The organism is Chryseobacterium culicis (genome assembly GCF_002979755.1).
GTDB classification, from domain to species: domain Bacteria; phylum Bacteroidota; class Bacteroidia; order Flavobacteriales; family Weeksellaceae; genus Chryseobacterium; species Chryseobacterium culicis_A.
In genome coordinates, this window is the sequence record NZ_PCPP01000001.1 from 2,786,234 (window position 1) to 2,802,734 (window position 16,501).

A 16,501-nucleotide genomic window follows, 5' to 3' on the forward strand; every position below is an offset into this window, starting at 1 on the left:
AATGGGAATCTTAAAAAAAATAAAAAAGCACTTCGAAAGAAAAGAAAAACTCAAAAACCTTCAGTCTAAGGATATAGTCAACATTAACCAGTATGACACTTCCCAAAAAACAATCCTGTTTGCTTCTAGAGATTTCCCGGCCCATGATAAAGAATCCGGAGCCAACAGACTGAAAGAACTTATATTTATTTACAAAGAATTAGGATATAACTGCATATTATTTGCTCCCCATATTTTTGAAGATAATTCTTATGTGAAATTTTACCAGCAGCACAATGTTATCGTTTATATAGAAAACAATAAGTATAAGAATATTTATGACTTCCTGTCTTCTTTTAAAAAGGTAGATTATGTTTGGTTCAATGGCCCTCTGGCTCTGAATCTTTTTTATAAAAAAATGAAATCCGTTTTACCTTCTGCCAAATTCATTTATGACATGGTAGATATTCATTTTTTAAGGTTTAAAAGAGCGATCGAACTGGAGCCAACCCGTATTTCTTTGAAGAAAAATTACAAACACTTTTTCCGTCTGGAAACTGTTGTTGCCCCACAGCTGGATTATATTATTGCCATCTCTGACAAGGAAAAAGAGATTATGAGCCAGTATGCGGATAAAAATAAGATCATTACCATATCTAATATTCATTATCCTAAAATTGATATTTCTGAAAGAAAAAATTTCAGTGAAAGTAAAGGAATTACCTTTATCGGATCTATCCATGAGCCGAATATTGATGCAGTCAAGTTTTTATATGAAAAAATAATGCCCATTGTCTGGAAAACCAATCCTGAGCTGGAAGTAAGCATTATCGGAAATGTTGCAGAAAAGCTGGATCTTAAACTATATCCTAAGTTTAAATTTTTAGGTTTTGTGGAAAGCATTGAGGAGCATTTTATGAATTCGAAAATTATGGTAGCCCCTTTAAGATTTGGGGCTGGTGTTAAAGGAAAAATCGGACAAGCTTTTGAATACTTTTTCCCAGTGGTTACTACGGATATTGGTGCCGAAGGGATGAAGCTTACCGATAAAAAGAATGTTCTCATTGCTAACGATGAAAATAGTTTTGCAGAAGCAATTATTCAGCTGAATAATAATGAAGAGCTTTGGAATATTTTAAGCAAAAATTCCGTAGACAGTCTGAGAGCATTTTCACCTGAAGAAGTAAAAGAAAAACTTAAAACATTATAAAACATGTCATTAAGCGTAAACTATCACGGTTTTTTTGATGGAAATTTTGGCATTGCAGAGGCCACAAGGCTTAATGCTGCTGCCATGGAAAATGCAGGGATTAAAGTAAACCGCATCAGCTATTCAAGTGATACTCTTGAAAAATCTAAAAGCGACACACCATCAGATGCCTTAATTAATATTTTTCACATTAACAGTAATGTGACTCACGAATTTTTCTCAAAAAATCAGGATATCAATCTTGCAGGTCATTACAACATTGTATATTGGGCCTGGGAATTTCCCGAAGTTTCGGATAAAACGGTTGAGTTTCTGAATATTTTTGATGAATTATGGGTTCCTAGTGACTTTTGTGTCAATATTTTCACAAAATATACGGGAATTCCTGTGATGAGATTTTCTCATCCTATTCAAAAGCTGGCTCCTTCTGATGAATTTAATTTTGAAGAATATAATATTAAGCCTGGCTCAAAGGTATATATTACCATTTTTGATTCTTTAAGTACAACGATCAGAAAAAACCCTGAAGCGACTATTGAAGCGTTTATTAATGTCTTTAAAGATGATCCTGAAAGTGTTTTAATTGTCAAGACCCATAATCTCGACAGAAGTAAGGATGCACAAAAAGTAGTGGAAAAATATGCAGGCATTTCGAATATTATCATTATTGATGAACATTTCTCGAAAGAAAAGCTGCATTCCCTTATTCAGAAATCTGATGTTCTGATCTCGCTGCATGGTTCCGAAGGATTTGGCCTTACAATGGCTGAAGCGATGTCTTACGGGAAAATTGTTGTTGGAACAGGATACTCCGGAAATCTGGATTTTATGAATGTGAACAACAGCTTCCTTGTTCAGTATAGTTTTATTAAAACTTCCAATACAAAAGGATTAATTGCTGAAGGCCTCACTTTGGCAAAACCTGATTTGCAGGATGCTACCCAAAAGCTTTTGTATATAAAAAACAATTTCGGGTCTTTACACGCTGTTAAAGAAAGTGCAGAGGCTCAGATCAGAGATCATTTTTCTCTTGAATCTATAGGAAATCTGCTTCAAATACGATTGTCTTTTATCGACCAGATGGATAAAAAAGAAAGCAGCACAGAAAATAGTGTAGGAAATGTATTCTATCTTGCTGAAATAGACCGATTGAGTGGCAGAGTGAATTACCTGGAAAAAACACTCTACAATAAAATCAGGAAAAAAGTAAATATCTTTTTAAAGAAAGTTAAAGGTAAAAAATAAAAAGAGCGATGGATTTATCTGGATCCATCGCTCTTTAATTTTATTATCAATTATTTCTTTTGTTTTCTATTTCTTAAATACATTTTGACACCATATATCCACTGAATGGGTTTGCTTTTTTTATAAATTCTAAGGTCTTTTTTCAGAAATAAACTATCGGCATATAATTTTATTAATGCAGATCTGCTTTGCTGAATTTTACCTCCCGAAATAAGCTCTTCAGATCTTTCCCTGATCAATTTCCCTACTCCTTCAAGAGAGAAATCATGAGTGATTGTTTTGCGTGCATTCTCAGATTTCACTTTGACATCTTCCCCACCCTGATATATTTTTTTCAGATATTCAGAAGCTTTTTCCAGTGAAGGTTCAGACCAGATGGTATTAGAATCATAATTAAGGTCGTCTGAACCGTAAGAAACTTTTTCTGCAATTACGAGAAAACTGTTTTCAGAATTCATAAACTCCAGATTTCCGGAATACGCGGTAGCAATAACAGGCTTCCCAAAATACATGGCCTCAGCCATTGTCAGTCCAAAACCTTCAGATCTGTGAAGAGAAATATAGCTGTCACAGTTACTGATCACATAGTTCAGTGCATTTTTATCAAAAATCTTTTCTACTACTTTAATCTTCACCGAGTCACCGATTGCCTCTTTTATCTGTTGTTTTTCTAAAGAAAATTTATCTGATTTAGAGGTTTTAACGGTTAAAAAAGCATTATTGTCTTTTCCGTCAAATGTTTCTCTGAAAACCTTAATCAGGTTGAGTACATTCTTCCGCTGTATGGAACTGTTATAATCAAAGATGAATAAAAAATTAAAGTAATCTTCGTTATAAAAATTCAAAGCATCAGGATCTTGCGTCTCTTTCAGGTGAATATCAATCGGATGTGGAATTACTTTTACGGGAGATGCTATATATTTTTCAATACATTTTTTACAATATTCTGAAGGGGTCCAGACTTCATCGAAAAGATTAATATTCAGAAGGTAATCCTCAGGAATAGTCTCTGATTCCCAGGCCATATAAAGAATATTATATTTTCTTTCAAAAAAAGAATAGTCAAAATATTCGAAGAAATTTGAAATTTCCGAAACAGAGGGTGAAACCTGAATTAAATTAATAGGATATTCTGCTTTATTGGAAAACTGAGTAAACGTCTGGTCATTATTGTTATGATTGGTTCTCACATCATAGTTGATCAGACTGATAGGCATGCCTGCGCTCTGTATGGCCTTACAATTGAGCCTTGTGGCTTCCGCAATACCAAATTCACCATTAATAAATCCAAAAACGTTAATTCCTAAATCTGTCATTTTTATTTTCTAATAATTCAAATAATTAATCTTCCAATGTTTCATAAAAACTATTCTGTTTTTTTTGCTTCTCGAAATTCTTTTTATGAATCAATGACAGTTCATATTTTGCAGGAATTTCCGTAAAGTTTTTATTTCCAAATAAAACTTCATGCACTTTATTTTTCCAGAAGATCTTTTTATTATTCTTTACAATTCTCGCCTGATAATCAGGGAAATTGATATAGCCTTCTTTATTCATATTCCAGCCTAGTTGCTGTACATATTCTTCTGTAATTCCCTCTACAGTATTGATTCGGGGAACGTAGAATACCTCAACACTTCTTTCCTTTTTAAGATAAGGTTTCAATGTTTTGATAAAATGCTCAGTAGGGTATTCATCTGCATCAATCTGGAACAGATACTGGCCGTTTGCCTTTTCAATTAATCTGTTTTTGAAGGTTGCAAAATCTCCATCCAGTCTTGCCTCAAGTTTTACAATATTATTGTAATGAGCAAGCAGCTCTGTCACTTCTTTATTTTTATTGGTAATATCCTGCAGAACAATGATCTCATCATTCTGACCGATCAAAGGAATAAGAATATCTAATAATTTTTTAAGTTCCTGAGCTTCATCATTGACGGTGATTCCGTAAGAAACAGTTACAAATTTACTGGAAAAGCGTGAAAGTAAGCTCATAATTTAATTGTAGATTATAGGATAGTTGCCAGAAAAGTGGGTAAAGTAATTTTCGGCAATGATTTGTTTTACGTAATTTTTATACTTCCTTGTAGGATAAAAACAGCTTCCTGTTTTTTTATAATAATATTTCCTGAAAAATTCCGGAAGTTTTTTCTCATCATTTTCTACTTCCTTCCCTTTCTCTGTTCCTTTTATTTTATATAAAACCTGAACATTGAATGCAGGTGGTAAAGCTTCAAACCAATTATTAATCTGTGAAAAATAAGCAAATGGTGTTTCTTCAAAGCTGTTCAGCTCCCCTTGATTATGATCTGAAAAATAGTATTCTTTAAAGATATCTGCTACTTTCTTCGGTCTGAAAATAAATACTCCTCCATTGATACTTCCCTGCAATAAGGGATTGGCTTCAAAATGTCGGTCAGTAAAATACATTTCACTGGTCTCTTCCAGTATTCTTGGAATATGTCCCCAGGTTTTGTTGAATTCTTCAGTTCCTCTTGGATCCAGAATTGCCCCGAAATATTTGTCTTCCGGAAGATAATCAAAAACGGAGGGTGCTTTATCGGAAATAATAATATCAAGATCCATAAAAAGAACCATATCATAATCTCTTGTTTCTGAAGGAATCAGCAGTTTTTGAGCCAGAAGCGGACGATGAAACTGATCATCCATAGGTTTATCAATAATCTTTAAATCTGCTCCACATTTTTTAGCATAATTTTCAAACGTTGCCTTATTTTTATTGTACATTTTCCAGTACTTATCCCCTACAATAAAAAAACATATTGCTTTTCTCATTGATAAACTAAATTTATAAGGTACAAAAATACATTTTTAATAATAAGACTCCCCGAAATATTCTTTCAGTATTTCTCCTATCAATGAAAATATTTCACGAATATTCATTTTTACTCTTCAGCATATAAAAAACCGCCTCATATCTGAGACGGCTTCTTTGCTGTAAAAATATCAATATTTATTAGTAATAAGCATAAAAAGGAATACCCTCTGCAACATACTTATTAGGCGTTCCCGGATAGGTACTGTAGTAATGATCTCTTTCACTTCCGCTATAGAACTGATAAATAGGTCTCTGTGTACTATCCATCGTGGCATAGAACGCAATTCCTTCATATGCATAATTCCAAGGTGTACCCTGATAAGTAGAATAGTAATGATCCTTGTCATTTGCACTATAGAACTGATATACAGGGACTGTATTCGGTGCTTTATAGCTATATGCTTTAAACTGCTCTCCCTCCGCCTGATAGGTATTAGGAGTTCCAGACCATGTAGAAAGAAGATGATCTCTTTCTGAACCACTATAGAATCCATAAATCGGAACCGGGATATAATCCAACATTACTTTATTATCAATCAGGTACTGAATTACGTATGATTTAAGTTCTGCTTTTTTAACAGGATCTTTCACAAGATCAAAAATAAATACCAATCCATTATTTCCAAAATCTACTAATACTGAATTATTTGGTGTAGAACTGTTTTGCCAGTTTGCGATATTGATCTTCGGAGTGTTCTGGTCAAGATTCAGCTCTCCAATAAGACCTTTGGAAGGATCTCCCCCTCTTGTTCTGTATGATAGTTTTTTAGAAAAATTCATGGAAGATTCTGAAGTATTGACATCATTCTGAACTTCAACATCAAAAATTTTAGACATTCCTAATTTTATCCCCACTCTTGCAGCACGGTCACGGCTTTCATTTCTTGTTTCTGACTGGAATATGATATCCATTTTTGCGCCCGTATAGATATCAACCATTACGTGAGTTCCGTAGTCCTGTACAATTTGTTGTGATGATTTCGTTTGTAAATCCTGAGCAAACTCCGGCGTAATATAATCCGCTAACATATCTGTTGTGGCATTAAATCTTAATCTTTTCTGCTTGATTAAAAGATTGTAGCTGCCATAGATATATTTTGCATCAAATTTATGATTGGTGGTAATTGCAGAATTAAATCCTACTGAAAGCGTTTTTTTGAATAAAGGAATTCCTGCAGTAACATCTACTTTGGTAGACACCATTTTGGAATAAGTTTCCGCATTCTCTCCATATTCTTCAACGTACTCCTGAGTGTTGGGATTTTCAGAAACCAGCCTTGCCGTCTGCTCAGCTTTGAAACGATCAATATCAACAACTTTAAATCCTGCAGAATTGGCATTCGCATATTCGCCTGCAGCATTGTAGCCGTGTCCAAGCACATCATAAATTCCGTCTCCTGCAAATTTGGCTGCTGATAATCGGCTGTTTTTAGCAGAACTTCCAGGAGTTCCTTCGCTATTCAGTTCTTCCGTAGAACATGAACTCATACAAAGCATCAGTAAGCTACTGAAGCAAAATAACATTTGTTTTTTCATGGGTTATTTAAAAGTTTTTGCAAATATAATATTCAACAATGAGTGAAAAAATAGTTACACAATGATATATATCATTATAAAGTGAATATAATAAGTATTTAAAAATCAATCAATAAACAGTCTAACCATCATTAATAAAGGAATTAATTATTCATAAACAAATATCCCTGTCAACTTCACAACACTCACGTCTACTGTATTTAATTTCAAATAAAAAGCGAAGCCAGAATATCTGACTTCACTTCAATGTATAACCAAATTGATTTATATAAATCCAAAAAATTAATTAGCTGGAATATAGAAAGCGATACCTTCTCTGGTATTCCAATAGCTCACAGGGCCTAAATTAGGGGACACTGAAAGATAATGATCTGATCCATTCTTAGCTTTATAGCTGTATACAGGAATCCTTCCAGCTCCAGGATCTTTATAAGCATAAAATGCTACCCCCATATAAATATTCCAATAAGAAGAGGGTTGTAATGTGCTTGCCTGCGTAAAGTAATGATCTGCTCCTGAAGTACTTTTATAGCAGTAAATAGGAACTGTATTTGGTGCTTTATACTGAAACACTTTAAATGTAGGTCCTTCATTTGTCCAGTAAGAAGATGGCTGAAGGTTTGTATTAAACGTAAAGTAATGATTACTGTCTGGTTGGTTTTGGTAACCATATAACATTGTTGTATTATACTCCAGTGAAATCTGGTTATCAATCAAATACTGATCTACGTAAGCCTTAAGCTGTGCTTTTTTTGCAGCATCTTTTACAAGGTTGTAGATAAGAACAAGGCCATTGTTTCCAAATTCCACCAACACCGAATTGTTAGGGGTAGAACTATTTTGCCAGTTTGCGATATTAACTTTTGAAGTAGTCTGATCAAGATTCACTTCTCCTACCAAACCTTTTGAAGGATCTCCCCCTCTTGTTCTGTAGGATAATTTTCTAGAGTAATTCATTGATGATTCTGATGTATTGACCTCATTCTGCACATCAACGTCAAAAATTTTAAGCATTCCGATTTTTACCCCAATTCTTGCAGCACGGTCACGGCTTTCGTTAGTGGTTTCAGACTGGAACATAATATCCATTTTAGCTCCTGTATAAATATCAACCATTACGTGAGTTCCGTAGTCCTGTACAATCTGCTGTGGAGTTTTTGTCTGCAAGTCCTGTGCAAATTCCGGAGTTACGTAATCTGCCAGCATATCTGTTGTAGCATTGAATCTTAATCTTTTCTGCTTGATTAAAAGATTGTAGCTACCATAAATATATTTTGCATCAAATTTATGATTGGTAGTAACTGCTGAATTAAAACCTACTGATAATGTTTTTTTGAATAAAGGAATTCCCGCAGTAGCATCTACTTTGGTAGAAACCATTTTAGAATAGGTTTCCGCATTCTCCCCATATTCTTCAATATACTGTTGGGTATTTGCATTTTCAGAAACTAATCTTGCTGCCTGCTCAGTCTTGAAGCGATCGATATCAATCACTTTAAATCCTGCAGAATTAGCATTGGCATATTCCCCTGCTGCATCAAACCCATGCCCTAAGACATCGTAAATGCCATCTCCTGCAAATTTTGCTGCTGACAAACGACTGGTTTTTGCCTGACCATCAGGACTCACTTCATTATTCAGGTCTTCTGAAGAGCATGACCCCATGAAAAGCATCATCGCTGTACTGAAGCAAAATACAATTTGTTTTTTCATAGTATTGTTTTAAAATTCTCAACAAATATAAACTTCAATACTGTGTGAAATACAAAACAACAACTGACATATATCATTTATTAGTGAAATTAATAGTTAATTAAAATGCTTTTAATAAAAGGTTTAACAGTCACTAATTAGTGATTTAATAAGTAAAATAAATTATACAAACAAACTTAATCAGACTACAAACAGAATACTAAAATCAATTTAATAATTTCCCTTTATGAACCCAATTTCCACAACAAGAATATTCACAGATTATAATTCTTTGATTAAAAATATTATTTGAAAATATAATACGAGGGAGTTGAAAGCGGTATTTGAAGAAAATTTAGAGAAATAAATAAAAAAGTTAGACTCAAAAAACCAATACCAGGTCATAAATCATCTCTTAAACGCATAATTTTAAGTAAATTTGCAAAAATTAAAATTGAAATGGAGAAAGTAAGAGTACGTTTTGCTCCAAGTCCTACAGGACCATTACATTTAGGAGGCGTAAGAACCGCATTATATGATTATCTTTTTGCTAAAAATCAAGGTGGAGAATTCGTATTGAGAATTGAAGATACAGATACTGCCAGATATGTAGAGGGTGCTGAAGAATATATTGAAGAAGCATTGGAATGGTGCGGAATTATCCCTGATGAGAGTCCTAAAAAAGGAGGAAAATTTGCTCCTTACAGACAGTCTGAAAGAAGAGATATCTATGACCGATATACTGAACAGATTCTAAAGACCGATTATGCTTATATCGCTTTTGATACAGCAGAAGAACTGGATGTAATTCGTGCAGAGTACGAAGCAAAAGGAGATGTTTTTTCATATGACAATAAAACCAGAAACCGTTTAAAAAACAGTCTTGCCCTTTCTGAAGAGGAAGTTCAAAAATTACTGGATGAAAAGACTCCTTATGTGGTAAGATTTAAAATGCCTGTTGACAGAATCTTGAATCTTGAAGACATCATTCGTGGAAAATTTTCAGTGAATACCAATACTTTAGATGATAAAGTACTGGTAAAGAATGACGGAATGCCAACCTATCATTTTGCCAATATTATTGATGACCATGAGATGGAAATCTCTCACGTAATCCGTGGAGAAGAATGGCTGCCTTCATTAGGACTTCACACGTTACTGTATGAAGCAATGCAATGGGAAGCACCACAGTTTGCCCACCTTTCTTTAATTTTAAAGCCTGAAGGAAAAGGAAAACTGAGCAAAAGAGACGGAGATAAATTCGGTTTCCCGGTATTCCCGCTTGACTTCAAGGATCCAGCTACAGGAGTAGTTTCTAAGGGATATAGAGAAAACGGCTATCTTCCTGATGCTTTTATCAATATGGTTGCATTATTAGGATGGTCTCCTGCTGATGATAAAGAAATTCTTCCATTGGAAGAGATGATTAAAGAATTTGATCTTCATAAAGTACATAAGGCAGGCGCAAGATTCAGTAAAGAGAAGTCTGAGTGGTTCAACCATCAGTATATCCAGATGAAATCTGACCAGGAGCTACTTCATATCCTTAAAAATACAGATCTTGATCTTTCAGGTGCTTCTGATGAAAAGCTTTTAAAGGTGATTCACCTTATGAAAGAAAGAGCAACTTTCCCGAAAGACATCTATGAAAACGGAAAATTTTTCTTCGAAGCTCCGGTTTCTTATGACGAAAAAGCCTCAAAAAAAGCTTGGAATGATGAAACATCTGCAATTTTAGCAGAACTGGCAGCTGCATTTGAATCTACAGACTTTGTTGCTGAAACATTGAAACAAACAATGCATGATTTCGCTGAAAACAAAGGATTAGGTATGGGTAAGGTGATGATGCCGTTACGATTATCTTTAGTAGGGGAATTGAAAGGTCCGGATGTACCAGACATTCTGGAAACCCTTGGTAAAGAGGAAAGTACCTCCAGAATAAACAATGCTATAAATAATTTTAAATAGAATAACCATAATTTTTCATACATTTGAAAGATTTAATTTACTTCAAGAAATGGAATATTTAAGTTTCGAACTTCCTATCAAAGAATTGATGGACCAATACCAGACGTGTTCTTTAGTAGGAGAAGAAAGTGGTGTTGATGTAAAATTAGCATGCAGCCAGATTGAGGATAAGATTTTAGAAAAGAAAAAAGAAATCTATGGAAATCTTACACCTTGGCAAAGAGTACAACTGTCCCGTCACCCAGATCGTCCGTATACATTGGACTACATCAACGGAATGGCAGACAAAGGCAGTTTCTTAGAACTTCATGGAGACAGAAATTTCGCTGATGATCCGGCAATGATTGGAGGATTGATTACCCTTGATGGTCAAAAAGTAATGATCATTGGTACTCAAAAAGGAAGAACGACAAAAGAAAGACAGCATAGAAGATTTGGAATGCCAAATCCGGAAGGATACAGAAAAGCTTTAAGACTAATGAAGCTTGCTGAAAAATTCAATATCCCTGTGGTAACTTTAGTAGATACACCGGGAGCTTATCCGGGATTGGAGGCTGAAGAAAGAGGACAAGGAGAAGCAATTGCAAGAAATATTTTTGAAATGGTTCAGCTGAAAACCCCAATCTTCACTTACATTATCGGAGAAGGTGCCAGTGGTGGAGCCTTAGGAATAGGTGTTGGAAATAAAGTATATATGCTGGAAAACACATGGTATACAGTAATTGCACCTGAAAGCTGTTCTTCTATCTTATGGAGAAACTGGGATCATAAAGAAGATGCAGCCAATGCATTAAATCTTACTCCGGCAGATGCCTTAAGAGAAAAGTTCATCGACGGAATCATTGAGGAACCACTTGGTGGAGCTCAATATGACCAGGAAACCACCTATTTGAATTTGAAAAATTCAATTTTACAAAATATCAAAGCTTTCTCCAAATTTACAGGACAGGAGCTTGAAACCCAGAGACAGGATAAATTCATTGCGATGGGTCAGTTTAAAGGATAAAAAATAAAAAGGTTAAGAATTTCTTCTTAACCTTTTTTCTTTAGTTTTCTTCTATTGTATTCTATTCTGCAACATTCAGTGCAATTTCAATATCCTGGGTAATTTTTTTCACAGCGGAATATTTTGCATCACACACGGATGTTGTCATTACATACTCCCCTTTATCCACCAGAATAAAGTTCTCCCCTTTTGCCGGAACCGTCAAATTATAATATTTTTTGCCACTTATTTTTACAATAAGATTACATGCTGATCTGTTTTTAATATTAACATATGCTTCATTCTTATTGACATCATTATTAAACAGATGGGTAAGCATTGCGGCTCTTCTTTTACCTTCCTCACTTGGTTCAGATTTAGACGCGGTGGATGTACCTGCACTTTTTGCCGCAGAACCTACCGATGCAAAGGTGGTTCTTCTTTCTTCTTTTAACGCTTCAATAGCAGCCGCTGTATTATTAGAAACAGGCTTACCATTAGCAGTATAAGTTTTATTTGTGGCAACCGTTTTACCACTGTTCAGTTCATTATTTTTTACAATATTTTCAATTTTTTCTTTACTGATAGGTTTAATGGTTGGTTTCGCTTCAGGAGAATTATTCGCCATAATAATATCAATAAGTTTTCTTTTGAAATAGTCCGTTTTAGCATGCCCAGGATTCTGTTTCAAAAATCCGGCAATCACTCTGGCTTCTTTTGAAATCTCAGCTTCCTGTTCTGTATAGATAATTACGGTTTCTTTTTCAACAACAGCTTTAGATTTTGTTTTTTTCTTTTTTTGGGAAAAACCAAGTGAGAAAATGCATATAAATAGGAGAAAGAAGATTTTTTTCATTAATCAAATCTTTAAAATAGTATTAAATATATTAATAACGTGAAAAGTCATTTTTTAGTTTATCATTAAAATCATTATCTTTGCACTGCTCTAAAATTAAGCTAAAAATTAATACTAATCTTAAATAAAAAATAATAGATATTATGTCTTATACACCAGCTGCTGCAGACGTAGCAAAATTGAGAAACCAAACAGGTGCAGGTATGATGGACTGCAAGAAAGCTCTAGTTGAAGCTGAAGGAGACTTCGAAAAAGCGGTAGACATCCTTAGAAAAAAAGGACAAAAAGTTGCTGCTAACAGAGCTGACAGAGAATCTGCTGAAGGTGCAGTAATCGCAAGAGTAAACGAAGATAACACTTTAGGTGTAGTAATCTCTCTAAACTGCGAAACTGACTTCGTTGCTAAAAATGAAGCGTTCATCGAGCTAGCTTACGAATTAGCTGAGATGGCAATCTTCGCTGCTACTAAAGAGGAGCTTTTAGCTACTGACTTCCACGGAATGACTGTTGCTGAGAAATTAGTAGAGCAAACAGGAGTTATCGGTGAGAAAATCGAAATCGGATCTTTCGAAAGAATCCAGGGAGATTTCTTAGGAGCTTACATCCACGCTGGAAACAAAATCGCTGCAATCTCTTCTCTTTCTGCTAAAGTAGATGGAGCTGACGAAGCTGCTAAAGCTGTTTCTATGCAGGTTGCTGCTATGAACCCAATCGCTTTGGACGAAACAAGAGTTTCTCAGGAGACTATCGATAAAGAATTAGAAATCGAAAGACACAAACTTACTGAAGAAGGTAAGCCTGCAAACATTATCGATAATATCCTTAAAGGTAAAATGCAGAGATTCTACAAAGACAACACTTTGGTACACCAGGACTTCATTAAAGACGGAAGTATCTCAGTTGCTGATTACGTAAAATCTGTAAACGCAGACCTAAAAGTAACAGGATTTGTAAGAGTAAGCCTATAAGCTAACTTTTTCAAAAAATATAGAATCCCGGTGAAATTCACCGGGATTTTTTATTAACCTAAACCCGTAACCATCAACACTATTCACCAACAAGAGATAAAATAAGTGAAAACATTAACAATTCAAACGGGCAAAATTTTCATGGCAAATAACCATATTGACCGAATTCAACATTAATTACCAGTTTCATACCCAGAATAGCTTTTAATTAAAAATTGAAAACATTTTTTTAACATTTATTTAAATTTTATTAAAAGTATTTCATTTTTTATTTTATTTTTGTAGAAATCCTAATTCCATACACATGAAAAGATTTCTACTCAGTCTGGTATTAATTTTTTTGACAATTAATACACTCTTTGCACAAAGGGATACAGAGCATTGGATTGCTCCTTACTATGATAGTTATGGCGGTAACAGTTATACCAACATGATCTATCTGTCTACTGATTCAGACACCCCATTTGATGTAACCATTTACAATAACAATGCTGTAATAACTACGGTTACCATTAGTAAAGGTAATCCGCAAACCTATAAGGTTACCAATAGCCTTATTAGTGGAACAACCACTACAGAAGCATTCACTGTTGGTAATAAAGGACTGTATTTAAAAGCAGTAAAACCTTTTTACTGTAGTTTAAGACTTGCCCAAAGTGTTCATGGGGAAGTAATTACCAGTAAAGGAAAAGCTGGAATCGGAAAAACATTCTTCGTTGCAACTGCTCCCAATACCAATACCAGCAGTATTCAGAACTTTACCGCAGGTATTATGGCAACTGAGGACAATACTACTGTAACAGCCTCATGGAACCCTACTTCCGGAGTTGTTTTCATCAATGGTACTCCTACAGGCAATTCCCAGACCTTTACATTACAAAAAGGGCAATCTGTGATTCTTGCCGGAGCAGGCACACAATCTGCAAATAAAACTGGATTTATCGGTGCAAAAATAGTTTCTGATAAACCTGTAACCCTTACCAACGGAAGCTGTAATGCCAACTTCTCTACTTCTCCATCAGGAAGTGACCCGGTTCTGGATCAATCAGTACCGGTGGAAAGACTTGGAAATACATTTGCGATCGTTAAAACAAGATCTACAATCCCTAGCCAGAACATGGAAGGAGGTCTTATTATTGCTACAGAAGATAATACTGATGTTTATTTAAATGGTGTCGGAACTTCTGTTGCAACACTTGCTGCCGGAGAATGGTACAGAATTAATGAAACCAGTTATGTAGCACAAGGTACTAATGGGCATTCTAATATGTTTATTTCAACAACTAAAAACGTATACCTTTATCAGTTTGTAGGGGTAGGGAATAGTGAGGCAACTAATGGATTCAACTATATACCGCCATTGAACTGTTTCCTTCCAAGAAAGATTGATGAAATCGGAAAGATTAATGAAATGCCAATCGGTTCAGGTGGTGCCAGTGCAGTTCAGGATATTATTGTAAAATTAAATATCTTAACAGAGACCGGAGCTACTGTAATGGTAAATGATAACCCTGTCGCACCGACAGACGGCCCTTATCCATTGGCAGGAAATACTAACTGGGTAACCTATGGAATCACCGGAGTTGTTGGAAACATTAAAATAACCTCTACAAAAGCTGTAACAGCTGGTATCAACGGAGGATTTAGTTCTGCCGGATATGGAGGTTACTTTGCCGGATTCTCATCAATCCCTGTAATTGCTAAAAAAACAGGTGAGTGTGTTCCGGGAATTATTCTTGAAGTAGATGATGGATATGAAACATACCAATGGTACCGTGACGGAGTTGCCATTCCAGGTGCTACAAGTTATACTTACACTCCTACACAATCAGGAAATTATACCGTAAGAGTAACAATGGGAACATGTCCTCCAGTGACGACTCCCATCTATAAAGTGCAAAACTGTTTAAAAGAAACGACTCAAGCTCTTAATGCTTGTTCTACTAAAATAATTACGCCAACCTTTACTTCTTCCACTCAAACAGTGGTTCCAAGTACAGTAGTAATTTTAACGCCTCCTACGAAAGGAACTGCCGTAGTGAATCCAAACGGAACAATCACTTATACACCAAATCCTGGATATTTAGGACCAGACAAAATCGTTTATAAATTCTGTGGAAATTCAGTTGAATTTACAGATTGTGAGCAGGTGACCTTAAACCTTACTGTAGTACCATTCATCGTAACGGATGCTTCTATTAAGGCTTGTTGGTATGATGTGGATCCTTACGCTTACTTTGACCTTACAAAAGCTAAGGTAACAGACTATAATGCTGTTACAAAAAAATACTACCGCACACTGAATGATCTTACTGCAGGAATCAATGAAATCACACAACCAGAAAACTTCCCTTCCACCGGAGGATTTGTATATGTGAAAGTAACGACTGCTGAAGGATGTACAGCAAATGCTAAAATTGAATTAATTGTACTTCCAATCAAAAAGTCACCAATCCTTGTAGATCAGTACATCTGTATGGATGCAAAAACTAACCTGGACGCTGGCCCTGGATATGATTCCTACCTATGGAGCACAGGAGCTACCACTTCAGGTATCCGAGATGTAGGTGTTGGAGAATACACCGTAGTTCTTGGTAAGAATGGATGTTTCCTTACACAGACTGTTAAAGTTAAAAAAGTTGAAGATCCGGTAATTCAAACCATTGAAATCAACAACAATACAGCAACAGTAATTGTAAGCGGTGGTAAAGCACCTTATAAATATGCCGTTGACGGAACTTCTAACTGGCAGGATTCAAGTACTTTTACAGGTTTAACAAGGGGGCAACACACTTTCTACGTAAAAGATGCATATAACTGTACTCCTATTGCAGTAGAAGTTACTATTCCGAATCTATTAAATGCCATTACCCCTAATGGAGATAATGTAAATGATTATATCGATTACAGTGAACTGGCATATAAAGAAAACCTAAGCTTTGTAGTGTATGACAGATATGGAAATATGGTATTCACCGGAAACAGATTCAACAGCTACAGATGGGACGGAAAACACTTTGATAAAAAACTTGGAACAGGAACATACTGGTATCATATCAGCTGGAATGAGTCCAACAAAGAAAAGACTCCAATAAAATATACAGGTTGGATTCTTGTTAAAAACAGAGAGTAATAATTAGTTTAAAACTATATTTAATAAGCCACGATCAAATGATCGTGGCTTATTTTTTTTAGCTCTCTGATTAAATCTATCTGTTAGATT

The 16,501-nt window shown here is 35.1% G+C and carries 12 protein-coding genes; 6 read left to right on the forward strand and 6 right to left on the reverse strand.

Annotated features, from left to right (window positions below; translation table 11 throughout):
• Position 1 precedes the first annotated feature (1 nt).
• On the forward strand, positions 2–1,189 hold the full coding sequence (locus CQ022_RS12690) for a glycosyltransferase (RefSeq protein ID WP_105681718.1): 1,188 nt from the start codon (positions 2–4) through the stop codon (positions 1,187–1,189).
• A 3-nt stretch (positions 1,190–1,192) separates the two neighbouring features.
• Positions 1,193–2,434: a glycosyltransferase gene (locus tag CQ022_RS12695; protein ID WP_105681719.1), complete on the forward strand. Its 1,242-nt coding sequence runs from the start codon at positions 1,193–1,195 to the stop codon at positions 2,432–2,434.
• 50 nt (positions 2,435–2,484) lie between these two features.
• Here CQ022_RS12695 and CQ022_RS12700 read toward each other — a convergent pair whose 3' ends face one another.
• The 5 genes from CQ022_RS12700 to CQ022_RS12720 form a co-directional block, all read right to left on the reverse strand.
• The gene (locus CQ022_RS12700; RefSeq protein ID WP_105681720.1) at positions 2,485–3,750 is read right to left on the reverse strand and encodes a glycosyltransferase; all 1,266 of its coding nucleotides are present in this window, start codon (positions 3,748–3,750) and stop codon (positions 2,485–2,487) included.
• A 25-nt stretch (positions 3,751–3,775) separates the two neighbouring features.
• Positions 3,776–4,429 (reverse strand): glycosyltransferase, encoded by a 654-nt coding sequence (locus CQ022_RS12705; RefSeq protein ID WP_105681721.1) that lies wholly within the window; start codon positions 4,427–4,429, stop codon positions 3,776–3,778.
• A 3-nt stretch (positions 4,430–4,432) separates the two neighbouring features.
• A complete protein-coding gene (locus CQ022_RS12710) occupies positions 4,433–5,230 on the reverse strand; it encodes a hypothetical protein (RefSeq protein WP_105681722.1) in 798 nt (265 codons plus the stop codon).
• Positions 5,231–5,411: 181 nt separating this feature from the next.
• A complete protein-coding gene (locus CQ022_RS12715) occupies positions 5,412–6,809 on the reverse strand; it encodes an MAC/perforin domain-containing protein (protein WP_105681723.1) in 1,398 nt (465 codons plus the stop codon).
• Positions 6,810–7,091: 282 nt separating this feature from the next.
• The gene (locus CQ022_RS12720; protein WP_105681724.1) at positions 7,092–8,522 is read right to left on the reverse strand and encodes an MAC/perforin domain-containing protein; all 1,431 of its coding nucleotides are present in this window, start codon (positions 8,520–8,522) and stop codon (positions 7,092–7,094) included.
• A gap of 438 nt (positions 8,523–8,960) precedes the next feature.
• Here CQ022_RS12720 and gltX point away from each other — a divergent pair, with 438 nt between their 5' ends.
• Together gltX and CQ022_RS12730 are read left to right on the forward strand one after the other, a co-directional pair.
• Positions 8,961–10,469 carry a glutamate--tRNA ligase gene (gene gltX, locus CQ022_RS12725; protein ID WP_105681725.1) on the forward strand — a complete coding sequence of 503 codons (1,509 nt, stop codon included), beginning with the start codon at positions 8,961–8,963 and terminating at the stop codon, positions 10,467–10,469.
• Positions 10,470–10,518: 49 nt separating this feature from the next.
• The gene (locus CQ022_RS12730; RefSeq protein ID WP_105681726.1) at positions 10,519–11,475 is read left to right on the forward strand and encodes an acetyl-CoA carboxylase carboxyltransferase subunit alpha; all 957 of its coding nucleotides are present in this window, start codon (positions 10,519–10,521) and stop codon (positions 11,473–11,475) included.
• A 61-nt stretch (positions 11,476–11,536) separates the two neighbouring features.
• Here CQ022_RS12730 and CQ022_RS12735 read toward each other — a convergent pair whose 3' ends face one another.
• Positions 11,537–12,310, reverse strand: coding sequence for a DUF6759 domain-containing protein (locus CQ022_RS12735; protein ID WP_105681727.1), 774 nt, complete (start codon positions 12,308–12,310; stop codon positions 11,537–11,539).
• 143 nt (positions 12,311–12,453) lie between these two features.
• Between CQ022_RS12735 and tsf the strand changes: the two genes are divergently transcribed.
• The gene (tsf, locus tag CQ022_RS12740) at positions 12,454–13,278 is read left to right on the forward strand and encodes a translation elongation factor Ts (RefSeq protein ID WP_047385945.1); all 825 of its coding nucleotides are present in this window, start codon (positions 12,454–12,456) and stop codon (positions 13,276–13,278) included.
• A 304-nt stretch (positions 13,279–13,582) separates the two neighbouring features.
• Positions 13,583–16,411 (forward strand): gliding motility-associated C-terminal domain-containing protein, encoded by a 2,829-nt coding sequence (locus CQ022_RS12745; RefSeq protein WP_105681728.1) that lies wholly within the window; start codon positions 13,583–13,585, stop codon positions 16,409–16,411.
• Positions 16,412–16,501 lie beyond the last annotated feature (90 nt).

Excerpts from the sequence above, each read along its gene's own strand:
- CQ022_RS12690 (WP_105681718.1), top strand. The coding sequence starts at position 2 with ATGGGAATCTTAAAAAAAATAAAAAAGCACTTCGAAAGAAAAGAAAAA.
- CQ022_RS12695 (WP_105681719.1), top strand. The coding sequence starts at position 1,193 with ATGTCATTAAGCGTAAACTATCACGGTTTTTTTGATGGAAATTTTGGC.
- CQ022_RS12700 (WP_105681720.1), bottom strand. The coding sequence starts at position 3,750 with ATGACAGATTTAGGAATTAACGTTTTTGGATTTATTAATGGTGAATTT.
- CQ022_RS12705 (WP_105681721.1), bottom strand. The coding sequence starts at position 4,429 with ATGAGCTTACTTTCACGCTTTTCCAGTAAATTTGTAACTGTTTCTTAC.
- CQ022_RS12710 (WP_105681722.1), bottom strand. The coding sequence starts at position 5,230 with ATGAGAAAAGCAATATGTTTTTTTATTGTAGGGGATAAGTACTGGAAA.
- CQ022_RS12715 (WP_105681723.1), bottom strand. The coding sequence starts at position 6,809 with ATGAAAAAACAAATGTTATTTTGCTTCAGTAGCTTACTGATGCTTTGT.
- CQ022_RS12720 (WP_105681724.1), bottom strand. The coding sequence starts at position 8,522 with ATGAAAAAACAAATTGTATTTTGCTTCAGTACAGCGATGATGCTTTTC.
- gltX (WP_105681725.1), top strand. The coding sequence starts at position 8,961 with ATGGAGAAAGTAAGAGTACGTTTTGCTCCAAGTCCTACAGGACCATTA.
- CQ022_RS12730 (WP_105681726.1), top strand. The coding sequence starts at position 10,519 with ATGGAATATTTAAGTTTCGAACTTCCTATCAAAGAATTGATGGACCAA.
- CQ022_RS12735 (WP_105681727.1), bottom strand. The coding sequence starts at position 12,310 with ATGAAAAAAATCTTCTTTCTCCTATTTATATGCATTTTCTCACTTGGT.
- tsf (WP_047385945.1), top strand. The coding sequence starts at position 12,454 with ATGTCTTATACACCAGCTGCTGCAGACGTAGCAAAATTGAGAAACCAA.
- CQ022_RS12745 (WP_105681728.1), top strand. The coding sequence starts at position 13,583 with ATGAAAAGATTTCTACTCAGTCTGGTATTAATTTTTTTGACAATTAAT.